This window comes from Bacillus sp. AFS059628, from assembly GCF_002571225.1.
Lineage (GTDB): Bacteria > Bacillota > Bacilli > Bacillales > Bacillaceae_G > Bacillus_A.
The window spans coordinates 50620-69512 of sequence record NZ_NVEC01000019.1 but is presented as its reverse complement, the minus strand read 5'-3'; the positions used below and the strand labels follow the sequence as shown (position 1 = coordinate 69512).

At 33.6% G+C, this 18893-nt stretch carries 21 protein-coding genes; 2 read left to right on the top strand and 19 right to left on the bottom strand.

Annotated features, from left to right (window positions below):
• Window positions 1-424: 424 nt before the first annotated feature.
• Window positions 425-898 (top strand): CDI toxin immunity protein, encoded by a 474-nt coding sequence (locus COL05_RS08580; RefSeq protein ID WP_142337403.1) that lies wholly within the window; start codon window positions 425-427, stop codon window positions 896-898.
• 320 nt (window positions 899-1218) lie between these two features.
• Here COL05_RS08580 and COL05_RS31220 read toward each other — a convergent pair whose 3' ends face one another.
• The 11 genes from COL05_RS31220 to cpaB form a co-directional block, all read right to left on the bottom strand.
• Window positions 1219-1380, bottom strand: a complete 162-nt coding sequence (locus COL05_RS31220) for a hypothetical protein (protein WP_180233430.1) — start codon at window positions 1378-1380, stop codon at window positions 1219-1221.
• Window positions 1381-1492: 112 nt separating this feature from the next.
• Window positions 1493-2116: a hypothetical protein gene (locus tag COL05_RS08575; RefSeq protein ID WP_098668297.1), complete on the bottom strand. Its 624-nt coding sequence runs from the start codon at window positions 2114-2116 to the stop codon at window positions 1493-1495.
• Window positions 2113-2658: a hypothetical protein gene (locus COL05_RS08570; RefSeq protein ID WP_098668296.1), complete on the bottom strand. Its 546-nt coding sequence runs from the start codon at window positions 2656-2658 to the stop codon at window positions 2113-2115. Before COL05_RS08570 ends, COL05_RS08575 begins: the two co-directional genes overlap by 4 nt.
• 85 nt (window positions 2659-2743) lie before the next feature.
• Window positions 2744-2950: a hypothetical protein gene (locus tag COL05_RS08565; RefSeq protein ID WP_000879954.1), complete on the bottom strand. Its 207-nt coding sequence runs from the start codon at window positions 2948-2950 to the stop codon at window positions 2744-2746.
• 72 nt (window positions 2951-3022) lie between these two features.
• On the bottom strand, window positions 3023-3226 hold the full coding sequence (locus COL05_RS08560) for a hypothetical protein (RefSeq protein ID WP_000900859.1): 204 nt from the start codon (window positions 3224-3226) through the stop codon (window positions 3023-3025).
• A 66-nt stretch (window positions 3227-3292) separates the two neighbouring features.
• Window positions 3293-3496, bottom strand: a complete 204-nt coding sequence (locus COL05_RS08555) for a hypothetical protein (protein WP_098668295.1) — start codon at window positions 3494-3496, stop codon at window positions 3293-3295.
• 42 nt (window positions 3497-3538) lie between these two features.
• Window positions 3539-4405 (bottom strand): hypothetical protein, encoded by an 867-nt coding sequence (locus tag COL05_RS08550; RefSeq protein ID WP_098668294.1) that lies wholly within the window; start codon window positions 4403-4405, stop codon window positions 3539-3541.
• A gap of 1 nt (window position 4406) precedes the next feature.
• On the bottom strand, window positions 4407-5339 hold the full coding sequence (locus COL05_RS08545; RefSeq protein WP_098668293.1) for a type II secretion system F family protein: 933 nt from the start codon (window positions 5337-5339) through the stop codon (window positions 4407-4409).
• Window positions 5332-6765 (bottom strand): TadA family conjugal transfer-associated ATPase, encoded by a 1434-nt coding sequence (locus COL05_RS08540; protein WP_098668292.1) that lies wholly within the window; start codon window positions 6763-6765, stop codon window positions 5332-5334. The genes COL05_RS08545 and COL05_RS08540 overlap by 8 nt, the downstream gene beginning before the upstream one ends.
• Before the next feature lie 16 nt (window positions 6766-6781).
• Window positions 6782-7603 (bottom strand): CpaE/TadZ family protein, encoded by an 822-nt coding sequence (locus COL05_RS08535; RefSeq protein ID WP_098668291.1) that lies wholly within the window; start codon window positions 7601-7603, stop codon window positions 6782-6784.
• Between the two features lie 16 nt (window positions 7604-7619).
• Complete coding sequence (gene cpaB / locus COL05_RS08530; protein WP_098668290.1) at window positions 7620-8480, bottom strand: Flp pilus assembly protein CpaB; 861 nt, start codon at window positions 8478-8480, stop codon at window positions 7620-7622.
• Window positions 8481-8857: 377 nt separating this feature from the next.
• Here cpaB and COL05_RS08525 point away from each other — a divergent pair, with 377 nt between their 5' ends.
• On the top strand, window positions 8858-9049 hold the full coding sequence (locus tag COL05_RS08525) for a hypothetical protein (protein ID WP_098668289.1): 192 nt from the start codon (window positions 8858-8860) through the stop codon (window positions 9047-9049).
• Between the two features lie 183 nt (window positions 9050-9232).
• On the opposite strand, the gene COL05_RS31215 is transcribed toward COL05_RS08525, so the two are convergent.
• From COL05_RS31215 to COL05_RS08490, 8 genes are all read right to left on the bottom strand, one after another.
• The gene (locus tag COL05_RS31215) at window positions 9233-9394 is read right to left on the bottom strand and encodes a hypothetical protein (RefSeq protein ID WP_180233433.1); all 162 of its coding nucleotides are present in this window, start codon (window positions 9392-9394) and stop codon (window positions 9233-9235) included.
• 134 nt (window positions 9395-9528) lie between these two features.
• Entirely contained in the window at window positions 9529-11874 is a 2346-nt protein-coding gene (locus COL05_RS08520) for a hypothetical protein (protein WP_098668288.1), read from the bottom strand.
• 149 nt (window positions 11875-12023) lie between these two features.
• On the bottom strand, window positions 12024-13265 hold the full coding sequence (locus COL05_RS08515) for an S-layer homology domain-containing protein (RefSeq protein ID WP_098668287.1): 1242 nt from the start codon (window positions 13263-13265) through the stop codon (window positions 12024-12026).
• A 258-nt stretch (window positions 13266-13523) separates the two neighbouring features.
• Window positions 13524-13919, bottom strand: a complete 396-nt coding sequence (locus tag COL05_RS08510) for a DUF4320 family protein (protein ID WP_098668286.1) — start codon at window positions 13917-13919, stop codon at window positions 13524-13526.
• Between the two features lie 25 nt (window positions 13920-13944).
• The gene (locus COL05_RS08505) at window positions 13945-14394 is read right to left on the bottom strand and encodes a hypothetical protein (protein WP_098668285.1); all 450 of its coding nucleotides are present in this window, start codon (window positions 14392-14394) and stop codon (window positions 13945-13947) included.
• 16 nt (window positions 14395-14410) lie between these two features.
• Complete coding sequence (locus tag COL05_RS08500) at window positions 14411-15910, bottom strand: hypothetical protein (RefSeq protein ID WP_098668284.1); 1500 nt, start codon at window positions 15908-15910, stop codon at window positions 14411-14413.
• Between the two features lie 19 nt (window positions 15911-15929).
• Complete coding sequence (locus tag COL05_RS08495) at window positions 15930-16883, bottom strand: hypothetical protein (RefSeq protein ID WP_098668283.1); 954 nt, start codon at window positions 16881-16883, stop codon at window positions 15930-15932.
• Between the two features lie 710 nt (window positions 16884-17593).
• The gene (locus COL05_RS08490; protein WP_098668282.1) at window positions 17594-18730 is read right to left on the bottom strand and encodes a hypothetical protein; all 1137 of its coding nucleotides are present in this window, start codon (window positions 18728-18730) and stop codon (window positions 17594-17596) included.
• Window positions 18731-18893 lie beyond the last annotated feature (163 nt).

Below are 18893 nucleotides of genomic sequence, written 5' to 3'. Positions count from 1 at the left end.
ACGTGTTTCACATACAACATCTATTTGATGGCCTCTTAGCTTTCCGTGAGAGGTCCTTTTTTCAAATAACTATTTTCTTTAAAGTCACCTTAATTCGCTTCGAATTTTCTTAACATTTGAAGTAATAACCGTATAATGTAATTAAGCTATTTGTATGAGAGGTGATTATTATGAACTGGAAAGAAAAGTACAATCCAAAGTATCTCTTTTACTGTATGTATAGTTATATTTATAAAGCCCTTGATGATATATCATGGTCCCTAAAATAATTTAAATTGTTATGAGTACACATTTTCTGTGTGCTCTTTTCACGTTTCTATAAAATAAAGATTTTGTTTAATTTATATTATAAAAATTCATTTTCATAAGGGCTTCCCTTATATGCTATACTCATTCATAAATAATTGTATAAGGAATGTTAATAATGGATGATAGATCATCAAGACAGTGGAAAATACGAAAAAAATTAAGAGAACTGAAAACCAAAAACAGAAATGATACAAACCCTTTGTTTAATGAATGCCTTGAATCCCTAGGAAACGAAACTCTCATTTTCTCTCAGGAAAAAAGCCAGCAGATTGCTACTACTTTAATGAACTTATTTCCTATAACTGGATCGGGAAGAGTAGCTTGGGAACAGATAGACAGTCAATTAATAGCTTCAAACAAAGAACAACTAATTTCCCTTATTAGAGCAAATCAACTGGATTTTGATGAACAGATTTTTATAATATGGGATAACTATGAGATCCCTGTAGTAAGTACAAATCTTGATAAAGTATTCCAATCACTAGTTGACGTTGATGCAGTCAGTTTTTATTACTGGCTATTAGATACAGAATATAGATTCATAATTGAAATAAACAATGAAGAATTGATTAAGGTTGGATTTCGCTAATACAAATGCGTTGTGTACCCTTTTGATTCCGTTGCTAATTCATATGGATCAATACAATCCTTTATTTTTTTCGATTGATAGCCATACTATTTTTCTGCCAAATTGTATATAAACGAAAATGGGTTGTCACAACAAGTCTAGTTTTTGTTGCAAATCCTTTTCTATTTTTGGAAATAATGTATAATTAGAGTATCCTACATGAGATATTGAGTCATATCTCATCGTCATTTTAAAAAGATCTCCATTTTTATATGGAGATCTTTTTAACGAAATGAAACTACTAATTTGACATAATAGAAAATGAGCTTAATCCCCCTCTATTAATATCCTCCCACCTTAATTAATAACATAGTCATAAACATACTAAACAAGAGGTTTTTTAAATACTTATTTTCATCTTTTGCTACAAAAAGAGCTAAACAGCAGAATAAAGCCCATCCTAACCAAAATAGCATTCCTAAAATCATTGGTAAATCAGTCAATTAAATCTACTCCTTTGAATGTTTTATCTATTACAATGTTTAATATATTCATGTTCTCTTCATATTTTAAGACCAAAATAAAAAAAGACAGAAGTTTTTCTGTCTTTTTTATTTACCTTAAAGTAATCCATTCATAGCTTGCCCACTCTTTTGGTTTCTTATCGTACTTAATACGACCAGTCGTACAGAATGAAGCGACAATCCATTGAATGAGATTCATCTTGGCATATGGATCAACACAATCCTCTATTTTTTTTAATTGATAGCCTGTACTATTTTTCTGCCAAATTGTATATAAATGAAAATGGGTTGTCGTAACAAGTCTAGCTTTTATTGTAACTTGCCATTTTGCAATTTTTGTTAAATCTTCTTTTACTTTTCTTTCATAATCTTGTTTTACTACCTTATAACTCTTCTCTTTATTAATTAGCCCATTTGAGAATGTAAAAGGCATTTGATGCACCTCATAGACAGTTCCTTCTTCATCTCCTAAAATATTTGATTCTACTAGGAATATATTTTTTAGTTTTAACTGTTCCGTTAATTCTTTTCCGCTCTGATAAAACGGTTTTTTTATCTTCTGAAGCAGGACAACCTGTACAATTAATCCAATAAGTAGTGGATACGCTAGTATAAACACCATATTAATAAACATATTTGTAATAAGTACCCCTACTAGTGCGAATATCGTGAAATAAATATACGTTTCTCTTTGATGAATGATTCTACTGTTCAAACTAACATACCTCCGTTTTGATACATAGTGAAAGCAATATACACAATTGTCCCTAATAAAATTGAACAAGCCCCTGGAAAGCTCTGTATCAGCTGTATTTCTTTCTTTGGTAGTTTTGCCCCAAATATAGAAGCAACATGCTCCAATTGGTCTTTAAATGCTCCTACAAACCCTAAAATTTTAATTAATCGATACACACTAGCAATCCAAAAGAATAGTAAATGGAAAGCTGTTAATGTAATAGCAGTAAGGGTAGCTGATTCTTCTACTATATTACTAACATATACAGCTACCACCACAAGCATTTTTGTATCACCGGGTGAAGAAAATTTAAATGTCTCTAACAACAAACCACATGCTAAGGCCATGGCTAGTACAATCAAAATCTCTTTCCCTGTTCTTATTCCGGCAAAATACGTGATTCCTATACCTACAATTAAGAATAGCAAATGCCATATATTTTTCGTTTTTCTATATTTCAAATCAGTGAATACATTTAGGAACATGTAACTTAGTAATAACCCTATAACATACAAAGACATTCTCTTCTCTCCTTTTCTGAATCCATATACAATTGTTATCTAAAAAAGGGAACCACTTCTAGAGTAGCCCCCTTGATTTTTACATTTATTTTTTGTTCCAAGAATCTACATCGGCATTGCTTGATGCTTTTGTGAATCGAGCTAGAATTGTATCATAACCACCTTGGATTGCTTTCCAAACGAACGGGCCAATTACTAACACAATGATCACCGCTAACGCGATTAACATACCGTTTTCTGATGATAATTGTGAGTCTTCATTTTTTAACCAATTCTTCATTTTTGCTAACATTGTATTTCTTCTCCTTTATATATAAATTTTAAGAATCTGCTAAAACAAGAACTTATCTATTTAAATCTTTTATTACTTATTCCAAGAATTCACGTCTGCATTACTTGATGCTTTTGTGAATCGTGCCAAGATCGTATCATAACCACCTTGAATTGCTTTCCATACAAACGGGCCAATTACTAATACGATAATTACCGCCAAGGCAATCAACATACCGTTTTCTGATGATAACTGTGAATCTTCGTTTTTTAACCAATTCTTCATTTTCCCTAACATGATTGAATCTCCCTTATCCATTTATTTGAGCTATACGTAATAAACATCATTGATTTAAAACTTCTATTACTTGTTCCAAGAATTCACATCGGCATTGCTTGATGCTTTTGTGAATCGTGCCAGGATCGTATCATAACCACCTTGAATTGCTTTCCATACAAACGGGCCAATTACTAATACGATAATTACCGCCAAAGCGATTAATATACCGTTTTCTGACGATAATTGTGAATCCTCATTTTTCAACCAATTCTTCATTTTTGTTAACATGTGTATTGCTCCTCTGCTTATTCAATTTGGGATATTAACTTCTTATATACTTGCAAATCCTTGCATTAAGGATTGAATAACAATAACCATTGGATAAATTACAATACATCCAATTACAACAACGTTAAATTTATTCATTTCCATTGGCTTATTTTGAATAAGACGGTTATAGTTCTCATGTTTTAGCTCACGCATCATTTTAATCTGTGCGTCCATAATACGAAGACTTTGTACCTTGTCCGTTTTTTGTGCTTGTTGTAGCGCAATGGTAAAAGTATTTACTTCTGGACTATTTAAAGCTGCTGCAAAGTTACGAAATGGTTCATCCGAACCCGCATACATTTCTAATTCCGCTGTAAGTGTAGATACATATGGTCGAAGATGTCTCCCTGCATATATCTGCGCCTTTTTTACTGCTTCTAATGTTGTATGTGTTTTTAACAGCTGCAGCATCGGAATTAGATACTCTGGTAATTCAAATTTCCTTGCTTCTATCGCCTGCTTGATTCTTTTCTTTAATAAATAATCAGGATAGAAATAAAGCAGTGGTGAAATCAAAACTCCCACTTTAAATAGGTAGTAATCATGAAACACCGTACATATCAAGAAAACAGAGGTGAAAATGATGGGATACGCAACTTTCATTTTCAAAAACTCTTCTGGTTTCGTATCCAAACCAGCTTCTTCTAATTTCTTCTGAATCTGCTCTTTCTTTTCTTCTGTCAGATACTTATGTGATAACGACTGAAAGGGAGCGAGCATCATTTGATTTAAATTCTTTTTTTCAATTCGTTTTGCATTTTCTACATAGTTTGTAAGTAGGCTACCGCTCTCTTTTTTACCTTGTAGAAAGGTAGAGAATACCCAGTACATGACAACGAATACTACTACAGCTAAAATCGCAGCCACTTTATTCCCCTCTTTCTGTTGGATTATAGTTTGCAATCTTTTCTACACGGGTTGCTAGGAAAAATACTATCAGCATATTTATCGCTAACGCGATCTTCCCCATCATAGAACCTGCTAAAAATCCATATGCTTCTTTTGACATCAACATAATAACAATTGGCATAGCGATGACGATTAAGCAGTTCTGTGCAAAAGCACGTTGTGCTTGCGACAAACTAGAACGCAATCTTGCCAGGTATAGCTTTTGTTTTTCGAAATCTTCTGCAATATCTAGTAAGACTTGCACCGAATTTGCTCCACCTTCTCGGCTACACACTTCCAACATTTCATGGAAAAATACCAACTCTCTAAAGTTAAACGTTTCATTAAATCCTCTAAATGCACGGTGCATCGTGGTTCCACCTTCTAATAGAAGAGAAACTTTTTCTATTTCTTCTTGAATGCTTTCATGCATCATTGGCTTGACTTGTACTAGCACACGTTTAGCGTTATTACTAATTTGAAGTGCATTCGCTACTGCCTTCATATAAATAGAAAGACGGTCAATGACAACCAAGTAGTAACGTTTTTTTCTTCGATAGAGGAGAAATCTCGGAACTAAAAATCCACATAAAACGGAAATCAGTGTAAAAGGATCTCTTCCAAAGGAGAAGTATAATATTGCTGCTATACTCATTCCTGAAAGAATCGTATATACCCAATACATGCTTTTCGTCAATTTCCACTCATACTTTTGGGCTTCTTGGATAACAGATTGTGGCAGATACATTCGTATCCCTTTAATATTTCTTAATTCCAAGCGCCTTTCTTCTTTCTCATTTTCTTGTACAAATTGTGAAAGAGCAGAGCCTTTAGACTTCGCAAAAAGTAATACAAGCATTACCACACTAATAAATATTAAGAAAATGCATCCATAGGCTAACAAACTATGCATACTGCACCTCCTGTTTTGAAAGGAATGGCGCATAAAGAGCCGGATTTACAGTAGAAGAACGGAATTTCTTCTCCATTTCGGCTGATATTTTTGCTGTAATGATATGATCCCCATGGATCTTTCCTACTCTCTCATTCATTTCATCGTATTCCTCTCCTGACGGAATAAATTGAGAAAGCTGATTGAACTGTATATCATCTTGATAATCCAATAATTCAATCATCTCTGTAATATAGCGATTCCCATCATCTTTCTTTTCTAAAAAGACAATCACATCAAATGTCTGAGAAATCAATTCATATAAATACTGAGCATCGATATTCGCACCACTTTGCAGGCACATAAGCATTAAACGTCTAACTGCTTCTTTTGCACTTCTTGCATGGACAGAGGTGAAACCAGGATGTCCTGTTTGGAAGAAGTTAATCATTTTTAAAGCTTCTTTCCCCCTCGATTCCCCTACAATTAATCGCTTTGGTCCTTGACGTAAAGCATTTGTTAACAATCTATCAAAGTCGATTGCATTTTCTTCTACTTCCGATGCCCTACACTGCATCGGAACAAAATGATGTTCTGGAAAAATGCGATGCAAATATAATTCAGGGTTATCTTCTACTACAAGAGTACGTTCTTTTTTCTTTCCCTTCGGAATGTGAGAGGCAAGATATTTCATAAACTCTGATTTTCCAGTACCTGTAGCTCCAGCAACTAAAATATTCATTTTAGCTTTCACGGCTGCAGCCAAAAAGTCCAACATCACTTTTGACGCTTGATTAGTAGATAGCATACGCTCTTCAGAAGCACGAAGGTGATCCGCATTCTTTCGAATCGTTATTGTTGTTCCGAGTCCCCCAAGTTCATCTAAAGCAATATTGATACGGATATATGGAAATACACAGTCAACATATGGCTTTGCTGTATTTAATGACTCTGACGTACTGTTTACCATCTTATAGGCTAAGGCCTTTACCTCTTCTTCCGTCTCAAATCGGTAAGGAAATGTACACTCTACCTCTCCAATTTTTTCGTAAATAATTTCTTTTGTGCCATTGATATAAATATCAGTTACATCCTTATCTTCTTTTAAAGGTTCTATAATCCCAAATCCCACAATATCGTCACATACCATATTTAGTAATTGTTCTGAAGGTACATCGGAAATGACGACTTGATTGCTTAATAGAAAGCTTTTTATGATTTGTTCTACAGTTGCTCTCTTCTCTTTATTCATAAAAGATTCGCTTAAAATATCACGATGGTCTTTTACTAAAAATGCACGAATTTCATCCGTTATATCTTTAATTTGTTGAGCTGTAGTTGTTCCTAACTTTCGAGCTGATTTGGAACGAATCATATAACCAAAGTGATATAAATCAACTCGATTTCGCCTTAAGGCGACTTGTTTTTCCTGTAAATAGCCCCACATACTACTTGCCTCCCTTTTAATTTCGTAAACCAAAGAGACCCTTTTTCATAGAGGATGTATGCTGGGATGGAATATCAAGACCAGCTGCTTCCATAATGTGATGGACCTTTGTATTAATTTGTGGGGAACCAAATTGCATACCCCATTCGTAACTTGTACGATCTCTGTCATATGGAATTGTTACTGTAATTTTTTGAGAAGAAAGTTTTTCAATATCTTCTACATAATTCTCATCTGCCATATTTAGTACATGAATCATTTGAGGTAATGTTAGCTTTGCTTCTTCTATCAACTGTAATTCTCGTTTAATGGCTAACGCACCACGAGGATTTCCATTTAACACATTAACAACAAGATCTGATTGATATAGGATTGGATAACTCAGTACCTCGGATAATTCAGTTGGTACTGATATAATGATATAATCGTATTCTGTATCTACAAGTGATTCTATAAATGTCGTTACAAGCAATTCTTTATTTTGAATCTCTGGGAATTGAGCTAATCTATAACCTGATGGAAACACCAGAAAATCCATCTTATCGTGCAATTTTTGCATCAACCTTGGATTCACTTTTTTCTCTAATAAATCTTGCTTAGTACAAATATACTGCGAGAGATTGTATTCATTTTCTTTTCTTACAAGTTCTAAGATATTTTTACTACTGTGGCTAAGACCAGTTCCAACTGCAAAGCTTGGTCTTACTTGGTCTGCTTCAACATAAAGCACCTTTTTCCCTAAATGAGCTAATTCATTTGCCATCGCAATACTTAATGTGCTTTTCCCTACATTTTCGTTTGTTGCATAAAAGGCAATGATTCTTACTTGCCGCTCCATCTTAATAACCCCTTTCTTACTTGGATTCGTTCAGATACTGCGCTACATACTCTTTTACATTTTTAGAAATTGGATTAGTCGAATGCTTCTCTACATAGTCTAAAATGTTCTTTTGATCAGATATTTCTGAGAATCCTTCAGCTGGTTCTAATTCCTTCCCTGTTTGCTCTACCTTTTGTCCAACTGCAACAGGGATTACATCTCCAAGTGTTTTTGCACGATTTAAGTATTGAAGTTGTTCAGGTGAAACAGCCAGTGTGTATAATCGTGTTACTTTTGGCTTCTGTTTTCCTTCTTGTTCCTCTTTTGATTCTTTCTTTTCTAGCACAAATGCATCTTCTGTATTGCTATCTTTTGCAGCCGTTACACGTACACGTTGGAACAGACCACCAAAGACAACCTTCTCATTGTCTCCTTCTTTCACAACTTGTTTGAAATACAAGTCCACATACGTATTTGGGATAATACTATTCCCTGAACTTGTTTCCAAATCAACGAGTAACGGGAAAGCAACTTCTCCATCTTTCAAATTTAAAATAGCAGAGTCCGGTAATTCTTCTTTCTTTACTACTTTGTTTTTAAAGAGATAGCTATTTTCTGTAATGGGCTGCCCATCATTTGTCCACTTACCTACAACCTCTTTTTTATTTAAACGTAATGCATTTGGTGGAATGGCATCACCAGGTAATGTTCGTTCCACTAACATGTCTTCTTTAATCTCTGTATGCTCAGGTATATCCTTTGCGGCTACAACAATCTTTGTTGGTTTTACTGCATTTTCTACTGCAAAATGATTGTATCCATAGATACCCGCTACTGTTGCAGCAGCTAGACCTACCGCAACAATCTGCTTCTTTTGAAACTTAGATGGCTTCAATGTTTGTATTCCTCCTTATGTAGCCTTTAAACGCAAAAAAAAAAGGACACACCTATGGCATAATGCGCCTTAGGTGTGTCCTTTTAGCTAATCTAAAGTCTATATGAAAATGTTGGATTTGGTTTCTTTAATATTACAATTTCAATATTAAGATATATAGAGTTTTATGTCAATCATTTCTAAAAAAAATATTTATTTTACCATTTCAAAGCTCTGATTTAAAAACTCAAAAACCCTTAAAAACGTTGTCACATCAATGTTTTCAAGCTATTAACCCACCCTTAAATATGGTATAATTAATATAACGCAACTGAATATTTCAGGGTGGCCAGTTGCTTTCCTTTCTCCTTTATTTTATGGAGAAAGGAGGTGACACTATGGACATTCTTTTCATGATAGCAATTGAAATTGTAAAAGTTATTGCTAGAGAAGTCGCTGTATTTGTGGCAAAACGAGTAGGGAAATCCCTATCAACGTCTTGGAAACAAACACAAAAAAAGCGACAAAAAACGAAAAGAACCACCCACAATGCCTGCAAGCGTGTGAAGGGCGGTTCTAAGAAAAAATAAACTTTTTTAGCAACTAGCCACCTTGCGGTAACAGTTACATAAGGCGAGATGTTGGAGCATCTCGTCTTATTTAGTTTATGCGAAAACTATCTTTATAATACTTCTACACATATTATAACACCAACTATCGTACATGTCATGTGTATTCATCCACTATAGTTAGTGAAATAACACAAAATATCTTTAATACGAAATCAATTTCGTTCCTGTTTCAAAATACTTTGCAGGAGCATAGCTTTTTCCATTCCGATCCTGAAATTCACTTCCAATATATAGCGAGATAATCATTACGATAACGCCAATAAAAATAGTTCGTTTTATACGTTGTTTTTTCTTTTTATCCATTCGAAAATTCCCCTTTCTACGTAAAAAAAGGCACACCCCATTAAGGGATGTGCCTTTGGTTTATCCATTCAGCTACTAGTTTAAGAAGGATTATATACTTTTATCAATTCCACTAATTATATAATACTATTTAACTAATTTTTATTCTTCATGTAGTACCAGTTTGATAAGTCTGTAATTATGTGTTCTTTTCCAACCCAGTTCCATCCAGGTGTTTGTACAGGGAATGGAAGGTCTGCAAGCACCCTTCTCTTCTTAAAGTCATCATACGCGACACCTTTAATTTCCACGTCATTTGTCAGGCACAAGCTCATTTCATTCACACCTGCTGGGTTTGTTTCAACATTGAACGAATATTTTCCGTCTTTCGTTTTTAATGGCGCATACCATTTGCGTTGGCCATCAATAATTTTTTCCTTCCCATCCCAATATAAAGACTTAGTTGGTCTTTTACTATCAAAGACATGTCCTGTTACTTCAGACAAATACATATTTTTAGGTAGGAATTTTGATGTTAAACCAGTATTAGAAACAATGTCTAATTCTTGTGTAGGTTTTAATCCTTCATCAGCAAAAGGATATTGTGCCGTTGCTTTTGTAAATACACCTGGATAATTAGCATTCCAATCATTTTTGTATTTTCCGTTTACTTCATAAGAAAAACCATACCCAGCATGAAGCTTAGATGGTGCTAAATTATCAATATTTCCACTTAATGACTCATAGAACATTTCTCCAACTGTATCATCTTTAGATACACGTTCATTTACTGTTTCTACCACACCTTTTACACTAGTTACTCCGCACATCCCTTTTTCATGAGATGGTGCATAGATAGCTGTTTTAATAGGGTTATTTTTGTATGTGGTTTCTTCTATATCTAAACGATTACCAGCAGGGTTAATTTCCGCCAGAATTGTTCCTTTCCCCTTATGTTGCCAGCCAAGGTTCAAGGTTTTCTTTTCTCCCTCAGTTAACCTTACCTTTTGTGATGCTACTTGTTGTCCGTTATGCTTGAGCACGACTACTGTTTCAGGATTTGCATATTTCGTTTCTAATGCATCTAACTTTTTAATTTTATTTTTCTCTTTTTCTAATTTCTGTCTAGCTGTATCTAACCTACTTGCTGCACTGTCCAGTCTATTTTCTTCCCAAGAGCAGTCTCTATCGTAATAGTGATGGTTCCCTTCTGCATCTACCTCATGAATTGGATTACGACGGCAATAACTTAGACTAGACTGCGCACTATCTCTATCGGATTCAGAACTATTTACTTCTTGCTGGAACTTATTAATATTGTTATTTACGTTTGCTCTATATTGGTCACGCTCTGGTTTAAAATTATCACGTGATACATCTATTCTTGTTTTTATATTCTTTCCTTCTCTTGCTGTTTCTCCTTCAATTCGGTCAGCAGAGAAATCAATTTTATATTTAAAATCATCTTCATTACCTGGATCTGGATTAGGTGTTACTTCTGTACCACAGTTACCATCTATGGTGAAATCAACAGTTTTCTCATTTGATTCCCTTTGAACAGCATCAAGGACTTTAATTTTCGCAGTATATCGGCCACACATTTGTGGCTGCCATCTTAATTCTTCTGACTTAAATTGCCCTGCATCACCTTCATTTGGTTTTTGATTATCTTTTTGCGGATTTGAGCGCAGATAATTTTCTTGATGATACACGGTTTCGCCATCTTTTGTAACATCTAACATCCATTTAACTCGGTTCCGTTCTCCAGCAGCTTTTTGATAAGGGTTTATTGTTGTTCCATTAGGATCTCGGTCATTGTATCCTTTATTTTTACTTACATATTCAAAACCGTTAAATGTAAATGTTACGGGTATATCTTTTTTCCCACTCGTAACTTTAAAATCTTTTATTTGAGGTTTACTTGTGCGTACATACCACAAGCTATACTTATTCACATCATTTACACCACCAGCCCCTGCATATCCACCAGAAAGATAGGCAATATCCCTAATCCAATAGAAATGTCCATAAGATTCAAAGGAAGCTTGATTTGTAATCTTATGTGGAATTAAATATTTTAAAACAAACTGAGAGTTACCCCAATATTTATCTGTGATTATGCTATTTGTAATTCTCTCCACTTCAGTTACCATTCTATCTCCTACTACAACTGAAGGGTTAATATAGCCGTCATTTGATATACGCACATAAGGTTCTGAATGGTCTTCATTTTGGATGAGGTTCTCCCTCGAATTTCCCCAATTAAAAGAGCCATTGTACACAGCAGGAAAATGTAAATCCCCTTTATACTCGAACTCTTTTGGCTTATATTTACTCCCAGACCTAAGAAGTTTTCCCTTCAATTGTAATTCGTCTGATACTAAAATCGTAGTTTCACTCCCATCATAAAATGGTACATCACTATTTCCCGCGCTTGCTACTGATGGTAATAACAAAATAAAAGAAGAACAGGTTAATAATATTTTTTTACTCAGTTTCATAAAACCCCTCCTTTAAACATAAAAAAGGACACACCTGTACCTTGGGAGGTACGTAAGGTGTGTCCTTTACGTAAATAAATCAAATTTATTCATTAATTGTTATATTACATATTTCAATATATCAAATGAAACATTGAATTGCAATGATATTATACACGTACTTGAATGTACATCATATGGTCAGCTGTAGAATGCCCTACACGAATCTTATATTTTCCTTTTTCGTAGTTATTAATTTCTTGAGCATCTACAGTTTCTTGAATTTCTTTATCTAGAACTAAATCAGAATTTAACATCGTAGTCCACTTTTTAGCTAATTCAATAGTTGCTTCGTTATTATCTAAGAAAATAATTTTAAAATCATTCTCACTAGTTGCATTAACGTAGACTTGTGCCCCAATTGTACCTTCTGGTAAATACATATTTTTATCAATTATTCTAATAGTTCCGTTTAAATCTGCATACTTAAGGTTAGTGCCATATTTAGCATTCACACTCTTGATAAGATTTTGTGCTTCTGTAGAAATGGATTTTTGAGCAATCGGGTTTTTCATAGCGTTTGGATTATACGTAACTTCCTCTGTAACTAAACTTTTATCTATACTTGATGGTAAATTTGTATCTGGTTTTTCTTCAGGCTTTTCTTCTGGTTTTTCCTCTGGTTTTGTTTCAGGTTTTGGGTCTGGCTTCACTTCTGGTTTTTCCTCTGGTTTTGTTTCAGGTTTTGGATCTGGCTTTACTTCTGGCTTAGTCTCTTTTTCTACTGCATTAATAGAGTTATATAAGAACTGGCTATATTGTTCACGAGTTACATGTGCATATGGTGAATACATTTTACCTCCCGTACCAATAGTAACGCCATTTTCTTCTAATGCACTAATTGCTTTTAATGCCCAAGAGTTTTTATCAATGTCAGTAAAGGATGTTGTCTTAGTAGATTTGAACTTGAAAGCATTTGTAAGTACTTGCGCCATTTGTTCACGAGTTAAGACATCATCTGGACCGAATTTCCCTTCACCATAACCATTTACCAGACCTGCTTTAGCAAGTGCTCTGATTTCTTTTTCAAACATGTGTCCTCTAATATCTGTAAATGGATTTTTGAAGCTAGCATCTGCATCTGCTGGTTTTACATATGCATAGATCATGCGAGCGACTTGTCCACGAGTGACATTGTCACCAAAACCAAAAATATTATTTCCGTATCCTGCTACTACTTTACGGTTTGCTAGATCATAGATAGCTTTTGTAGACCAATGATTTGCTGGAACATCATTGAATTTTAGTGAATCTGTGTTATCAGCGGCTTTCGCTGTAAATGCTCCTGCTCCTAATAAAGATGTTCCCATAATTGTTAATGCTGTTGCTGTTTTTAAAAATTTGTTTACCATTGTTTTTTCCTCCAAATATATTAGTTTTTTCATAGATTCCTTTATTGTACCGAATTTAAATATAAAATCTAGATAATTGAACATATAAATTTATAAATTAACATTCTTTTATAACCGCTGTTCTATATGGTAAATATTACCGTATAGAAATAGACTCGTAAATTATTTATATATATTTATTTATAAATATATATTTCTAGCAAAAAAACTACACTTTCCAGTATAGTTTTTTTACTTCTTTTATACATATTGATATTTTTAACGGAAATAGATTTGTCCCATTCCATCTTTGTTAGCCCATATTGGTGCTTTCACACCATCTATCCCTATCATTTTAAAAATAAAGAAGTGATGCTCAGCTTTTATCTTAAAATTCAATGGCTGATTATGATCTACGCGGTCTTTTGTATATTCATATTTCCATCCATCCATATTCTGCTCTTTCATTTTCTTCTCTATATCAGGAATTAGATTTACGTTCTTTCCTTCATATGTGTACTGAAAACCACCTGTTTGTTCTGCTAACTCTACTGTACTAGAAGCAAAATCATGTGCCTTTATTAACTGCATTCCATACAGTACACCCTCTGGTATAAGGGTTATCAATAATAAAGAAAGCGTTAGAAAAAGCGCTGTTGTTACTGTATTTTGCATTTCTTACACACCTACTTTTTCTTATTTATTTCACGTTTCCTCCAGCTTTCTTGTTGTCAGAATCTGCTTCATAAATAAATATGTGTTTTGCGTTACTTTTAATGCTGCCTTTCTTTTCATCAAATTGTTTAGTATAACTAGCAGTCTCGGCTTCTCCTTCAACCGCAATCATTGCAGGTTGCTCTTGTACAGCATGTACAGAAAACTCTCGTTTTGATGCCGGATCCTTAAATGTTGCATTTTGTTTATAAGACTTTTCAAACTCTTTCTTTGCGATTGCTGGTTCAATAGCAATTTCTTCTTGTGCCCGTAAAACACCTACTTTTACGGCTTTATCCATCGCTGTACTTCCAGCACGTTCTAATGCAGACTTATTATCTGCGTGTGTTGTATCGCCAATAATCATATCCGTCATTAAGAATAAACAGCCAACACATAATAATAATGAGGCAGCACCTATAATAAACTTTTGCATCGCTTTTCACACCTCCTTAATTTTCAGACTTCCGAAATCGAAAACCACTTAAAATGGAACTTTTCTTTTGGCTCAACAATTGTTTTGGTAGCAATAACTCTGCTATTTCCTTCATTATTCCTTCAAGCTCTTTATAATAGTTCCGACTAGATAGTAACGTACTACTATTTAATTGAGATTCAAATACATCTTCTATCCCATATGGCGCTAAAGCAGTTAATAACTTCTCTCCAAAACATTCTTCTACTACTTCATTCTTTAAAAGGGCAGAAGAAAACTTATTCCCAATGATTCTCGTTTTCTCTAAAGCTAAGTAAGAAACGAGCTTTCTCTCTTTTGATGTAAGGGGATGTGCTATCTTTAGCAATTGATGCAGATCTGGTTCCGCTACAAAGAATATATAATCTGCCATTTCGCATATTTCATGGTATAAATCTTTATCCCAATCGTAACCCGCATCAACAATAGATATAGGTGCTTCTTGGTTTGCCAATAAAACCTTAATAAAATGGTCAAAGTCATGCTCTGTTTCCATTTTTAGCTCTTGGTCCACTATAGGATTCTTTACGATATAATTTATTTTTCCTTGCTTCCATTTTGGAATTGATAATATATCAGATTCCTTCTGTAACATCTCTTTATATCTCTGCAACATAAATTCACTACGATAATTTTCTGGTGCTTCCGTATATCCCTTTAGTAACGGATACGTATAGCCATCATCATAAAGATTCTCTATATAATTCACATCAATCTGTAATTCATTTAAGTAAGCAGCTAAAAGATGTGAAACAAAAGTAGCACCACTTCTTCTATTCATGCTGGCCACAACAATTGTTCTTCTAGGAATAGCAATACCTATTTGTTTTTCATATACCGGCTCAAAAGCCAATTTATATTGTTTTTTTATAATAGGTGCTTTTGGCGTCTCCTCTGGGACAGACTTACGCTTTTGTTTGTTTTTAAATAATTTGTTGGAAATAGAGGCAGGTTCACTGTTGCCATCTTCCTCTATTTCACTTGATACTTCCTCTTCTTGCTTATCAGCAGGAACCTCAGGCAACTTTGTTTGTTGGGGTGCCTGACTTGCTCCTACAATTTCCGCTACATTTTTAATATCCGACTTCTGTAGCAGCTGCGGGATAACTTTATTATCAATATCAATTTTACGAGAGTTAAAAATGTCATAGATACCTAGATAAATCAGTTTCGCCAAAAACTCATCATCATTTTCACGCTCTGTAAATACCACAATACGAATATCCCGATTAAAGCGAATATCCCTTAACTTCTGTAAAATAATTAATTCCCGTTTATCTTCTTGTCCCGCATCAATATTTAAACGTTTGTCATTAATACATAAAATATTGGGTTGTTCCGTATCTAGAATTTCATCTAGATACTTGATGTGCATCACATCACTATCAGCTACTTCAAATCCCGCACCAATAAAATCCTCACGTAAATATGCCGTATATACAGTATCACTAATAGCTAATACAATTTTCTTCACCATAGCTAACCTCCTACAAACTCTAACGTTGGATTAAAATCATGTTTTCGGTTGGAATCTGTGCCTGAAGATGAACCTTCCCAATAATCTCGTTCAGTATATACTCCATTTCAACTTGTTCAATTGGACGTGGAGCCCCAAAATCAGAATTTAGTTTTACTCGTATTTCTAAACGATCTTGTATCTCATGTAAAGGCGTATCAATATAAAGAATGCTGTAGTATAAAACACCATTTTCAATATTTTTTTGAATCATATCCTTTGTTTGATGAATAAATGTAACCTCAGCAAGCTCAACAAAAGGATTATCGATTGTTACTTTGCTATTCCAATTTAAATTCCAAATCTCGCAATGTTCTTCCGCATGTACAACAACTCCATTAACAGAAGGCGTAATAGAGAAAAGACGATCTACAGGAACTTTGGTTAACGAGGTACTATTACCTTTCTTTAATTCAAGTCCTTTTTCCAATCGCTCATGTTCAAAAGCATATTCAGCACCAGTGAATGCAACTTCGCAAAATACTTGTTCTAACAATGGACGAATTCCCTCATATGTTCGTATAGCAAATACACTAAATTCCTGTGTTTCATCTGTACGAATGATTTCGTACAATTCATATTCAGATGCATTTGCTAAGGCAAAAGGAATATCTTTTATAAAATTCGGATCAGTATATAGATTCTCAGGAATTTGTGTTTCAGGATGATGTATAAACTCAAGGCATAATTGATATCCTTTTAAAAATGCATTCTTAACAGCTGCAGGGAATAGCGTTTCAAAACGTTTCACATTATTTTTAAACGTTTTTTCTTCAATTTCGTTATTAAATTCTCTTTCCTGTAAGATATTTGCCTTATTCCCTAGTAATAAAAAGTAGTGACTAATAATGCGACTAATATCCTCTTCAAATGCTGCATTGTCCTCACAATACTTTTTAAATCGTTCCTTACTCATGTTCACAATTTCGTTCATAGTTTCAAATTCTCCCTTTTCTTGTTATTTATACAAAAAAAAGACACACCGATGGCAGGTTATGTGCCTTCGGTGTGTCCGTTTAGCTAGAAAATAAATCTATTAATTTGTATATTTCTCTTAATTAATTGTCGTTCACGTATAAGAATACCCCTATGAATTTTAAAAGTCAATAGATTAATTAAATCCTTGGGATTTTATATTTAGTCCCTCTTTCTATTTTTCTATGTATTTAATCTAAAAAAATACAAGTAATTAAATATAAATAATCACAAGTATTTTATATACAAACAACAAGAACTATATATAGCTAAACTCAATTATTAATTATAAAGAGATATAGCAAAGAACTCTAAAGCCTTGTATTACATATGTTCCTTGATATTAAGCTAAATTCTCTATCGTAATATCCCCAATACATACAATCTCTACATCATAGTAATCACAAATTAAGAAGTTAAATACCATATTACTCAGAATTGACAAGAACAGAATAATATTATTAAGATAACCACAAGTATTGAATCGAATTTTTAACAAACTGAATCGTAACGAAACATAGCATAAAACGATTATATGCTTTCGTTAAAATGCTTATAGATATATTTCCCTAAATAAAAAAGCATGTCTTCTAAGTAAAGAACATGCCAAATAACCCTTGCTTTTATGTGAATTTTTAACAAGGGCTGCCATATATATTTTTTAAAAAATCACATGAATTCCGGATAAACACTATTCTTCTTATGATAATTTATCATTGCATCGTGTTTTTCCCCTGTAGACAAGTTTTTTTCCTTAAAACCTATCCAAGACTCTCTAAACTTAACACGCATAAATGCTGGAATAGAGAACATTTCTTGCTGTTCCATACAACTTTCAACTTGATCTAATGCATAAGTCATTGCGTAAATTAGTAATTCACTTTGTTTTTGTTTTGTTGGTAAATAGATCGCGATATCAACAATCTCTTGTCTAAATGCGGTCATTATATTTTCTTTATCTTTTTTTCGTAACGCCTGTCCCATGTGTTTTAAACGAGACACCGCTTCTTTTCTGCACTTCGCTACTGGTCTATGTAATTCTTTTTTATCATTCTCAATTAAGCAGTTTGAAGAAAATACAACGTTGAACTTCTCAATGATGATTTGTTTTACCTGTTTTCTTATACTTGTAATTCTTGTTTCATTAGATTTCTTCTCTTTAGAATCAATTGCAGTAAATTGCACAATGGGGTTAATAATTTCTATGTATTGTCTTACTTTTTTTGCATTACGATTTAATCTCTCTTTTAAGAAAGACATCTTTCTTGTAATCTGAAACTCCTCAATTCTATGTTTATAATGCTCCATACCCACTTTTCTTGAAAAAGTATTGATTAAATCTAAAAGAAATATAATACCTCTATTATCACGAGCCTTTACTAGACTACTCATTATAGTCGTTTGAATTAAGTGAAATGGAATACGGAAATACGATAGCGATATACCTGTCATATTTGCAGTTTCTGCTGTAGTGTGGTTATACAACGCATAATCTACGATTTCATATACGGTACGATTTCCAACAGGTGTTTCTTTTACGAGTCTACGCTCCAAACAAACTTGAAACCCTGTATAAATTGTTGTGTAGGGAATCCCGCTTTTTTTAGCAAGATCCATTATTTGAAATTCACGTGGTAGCATTCCTATATCATTGCATTCAAAGTGAAGCAAGATGTAAGTAGCTAAAGCTGAAGATGGTAACTCTTTTCTTTCATTTTCTAGTTTTACGATGTTTAATAGCCCATCAAAAAATTTAACCCCATGAATATTAAGACTTTGTTCAGAAAATTTTAAGTGCGTATTCATAGTTTCCTTTTACTCCTCTCCCAAAAATAAAAAAGACACACCATTGGCAGGTTATGTGCCTTCGGTGCGTCCGTTTAGCAAAAATTTCAATTTTATTTATTCGTATATAACCCTTTTGCAATTAATATTCATGTACAAGATTATCTTTATAAAAATTAAATGT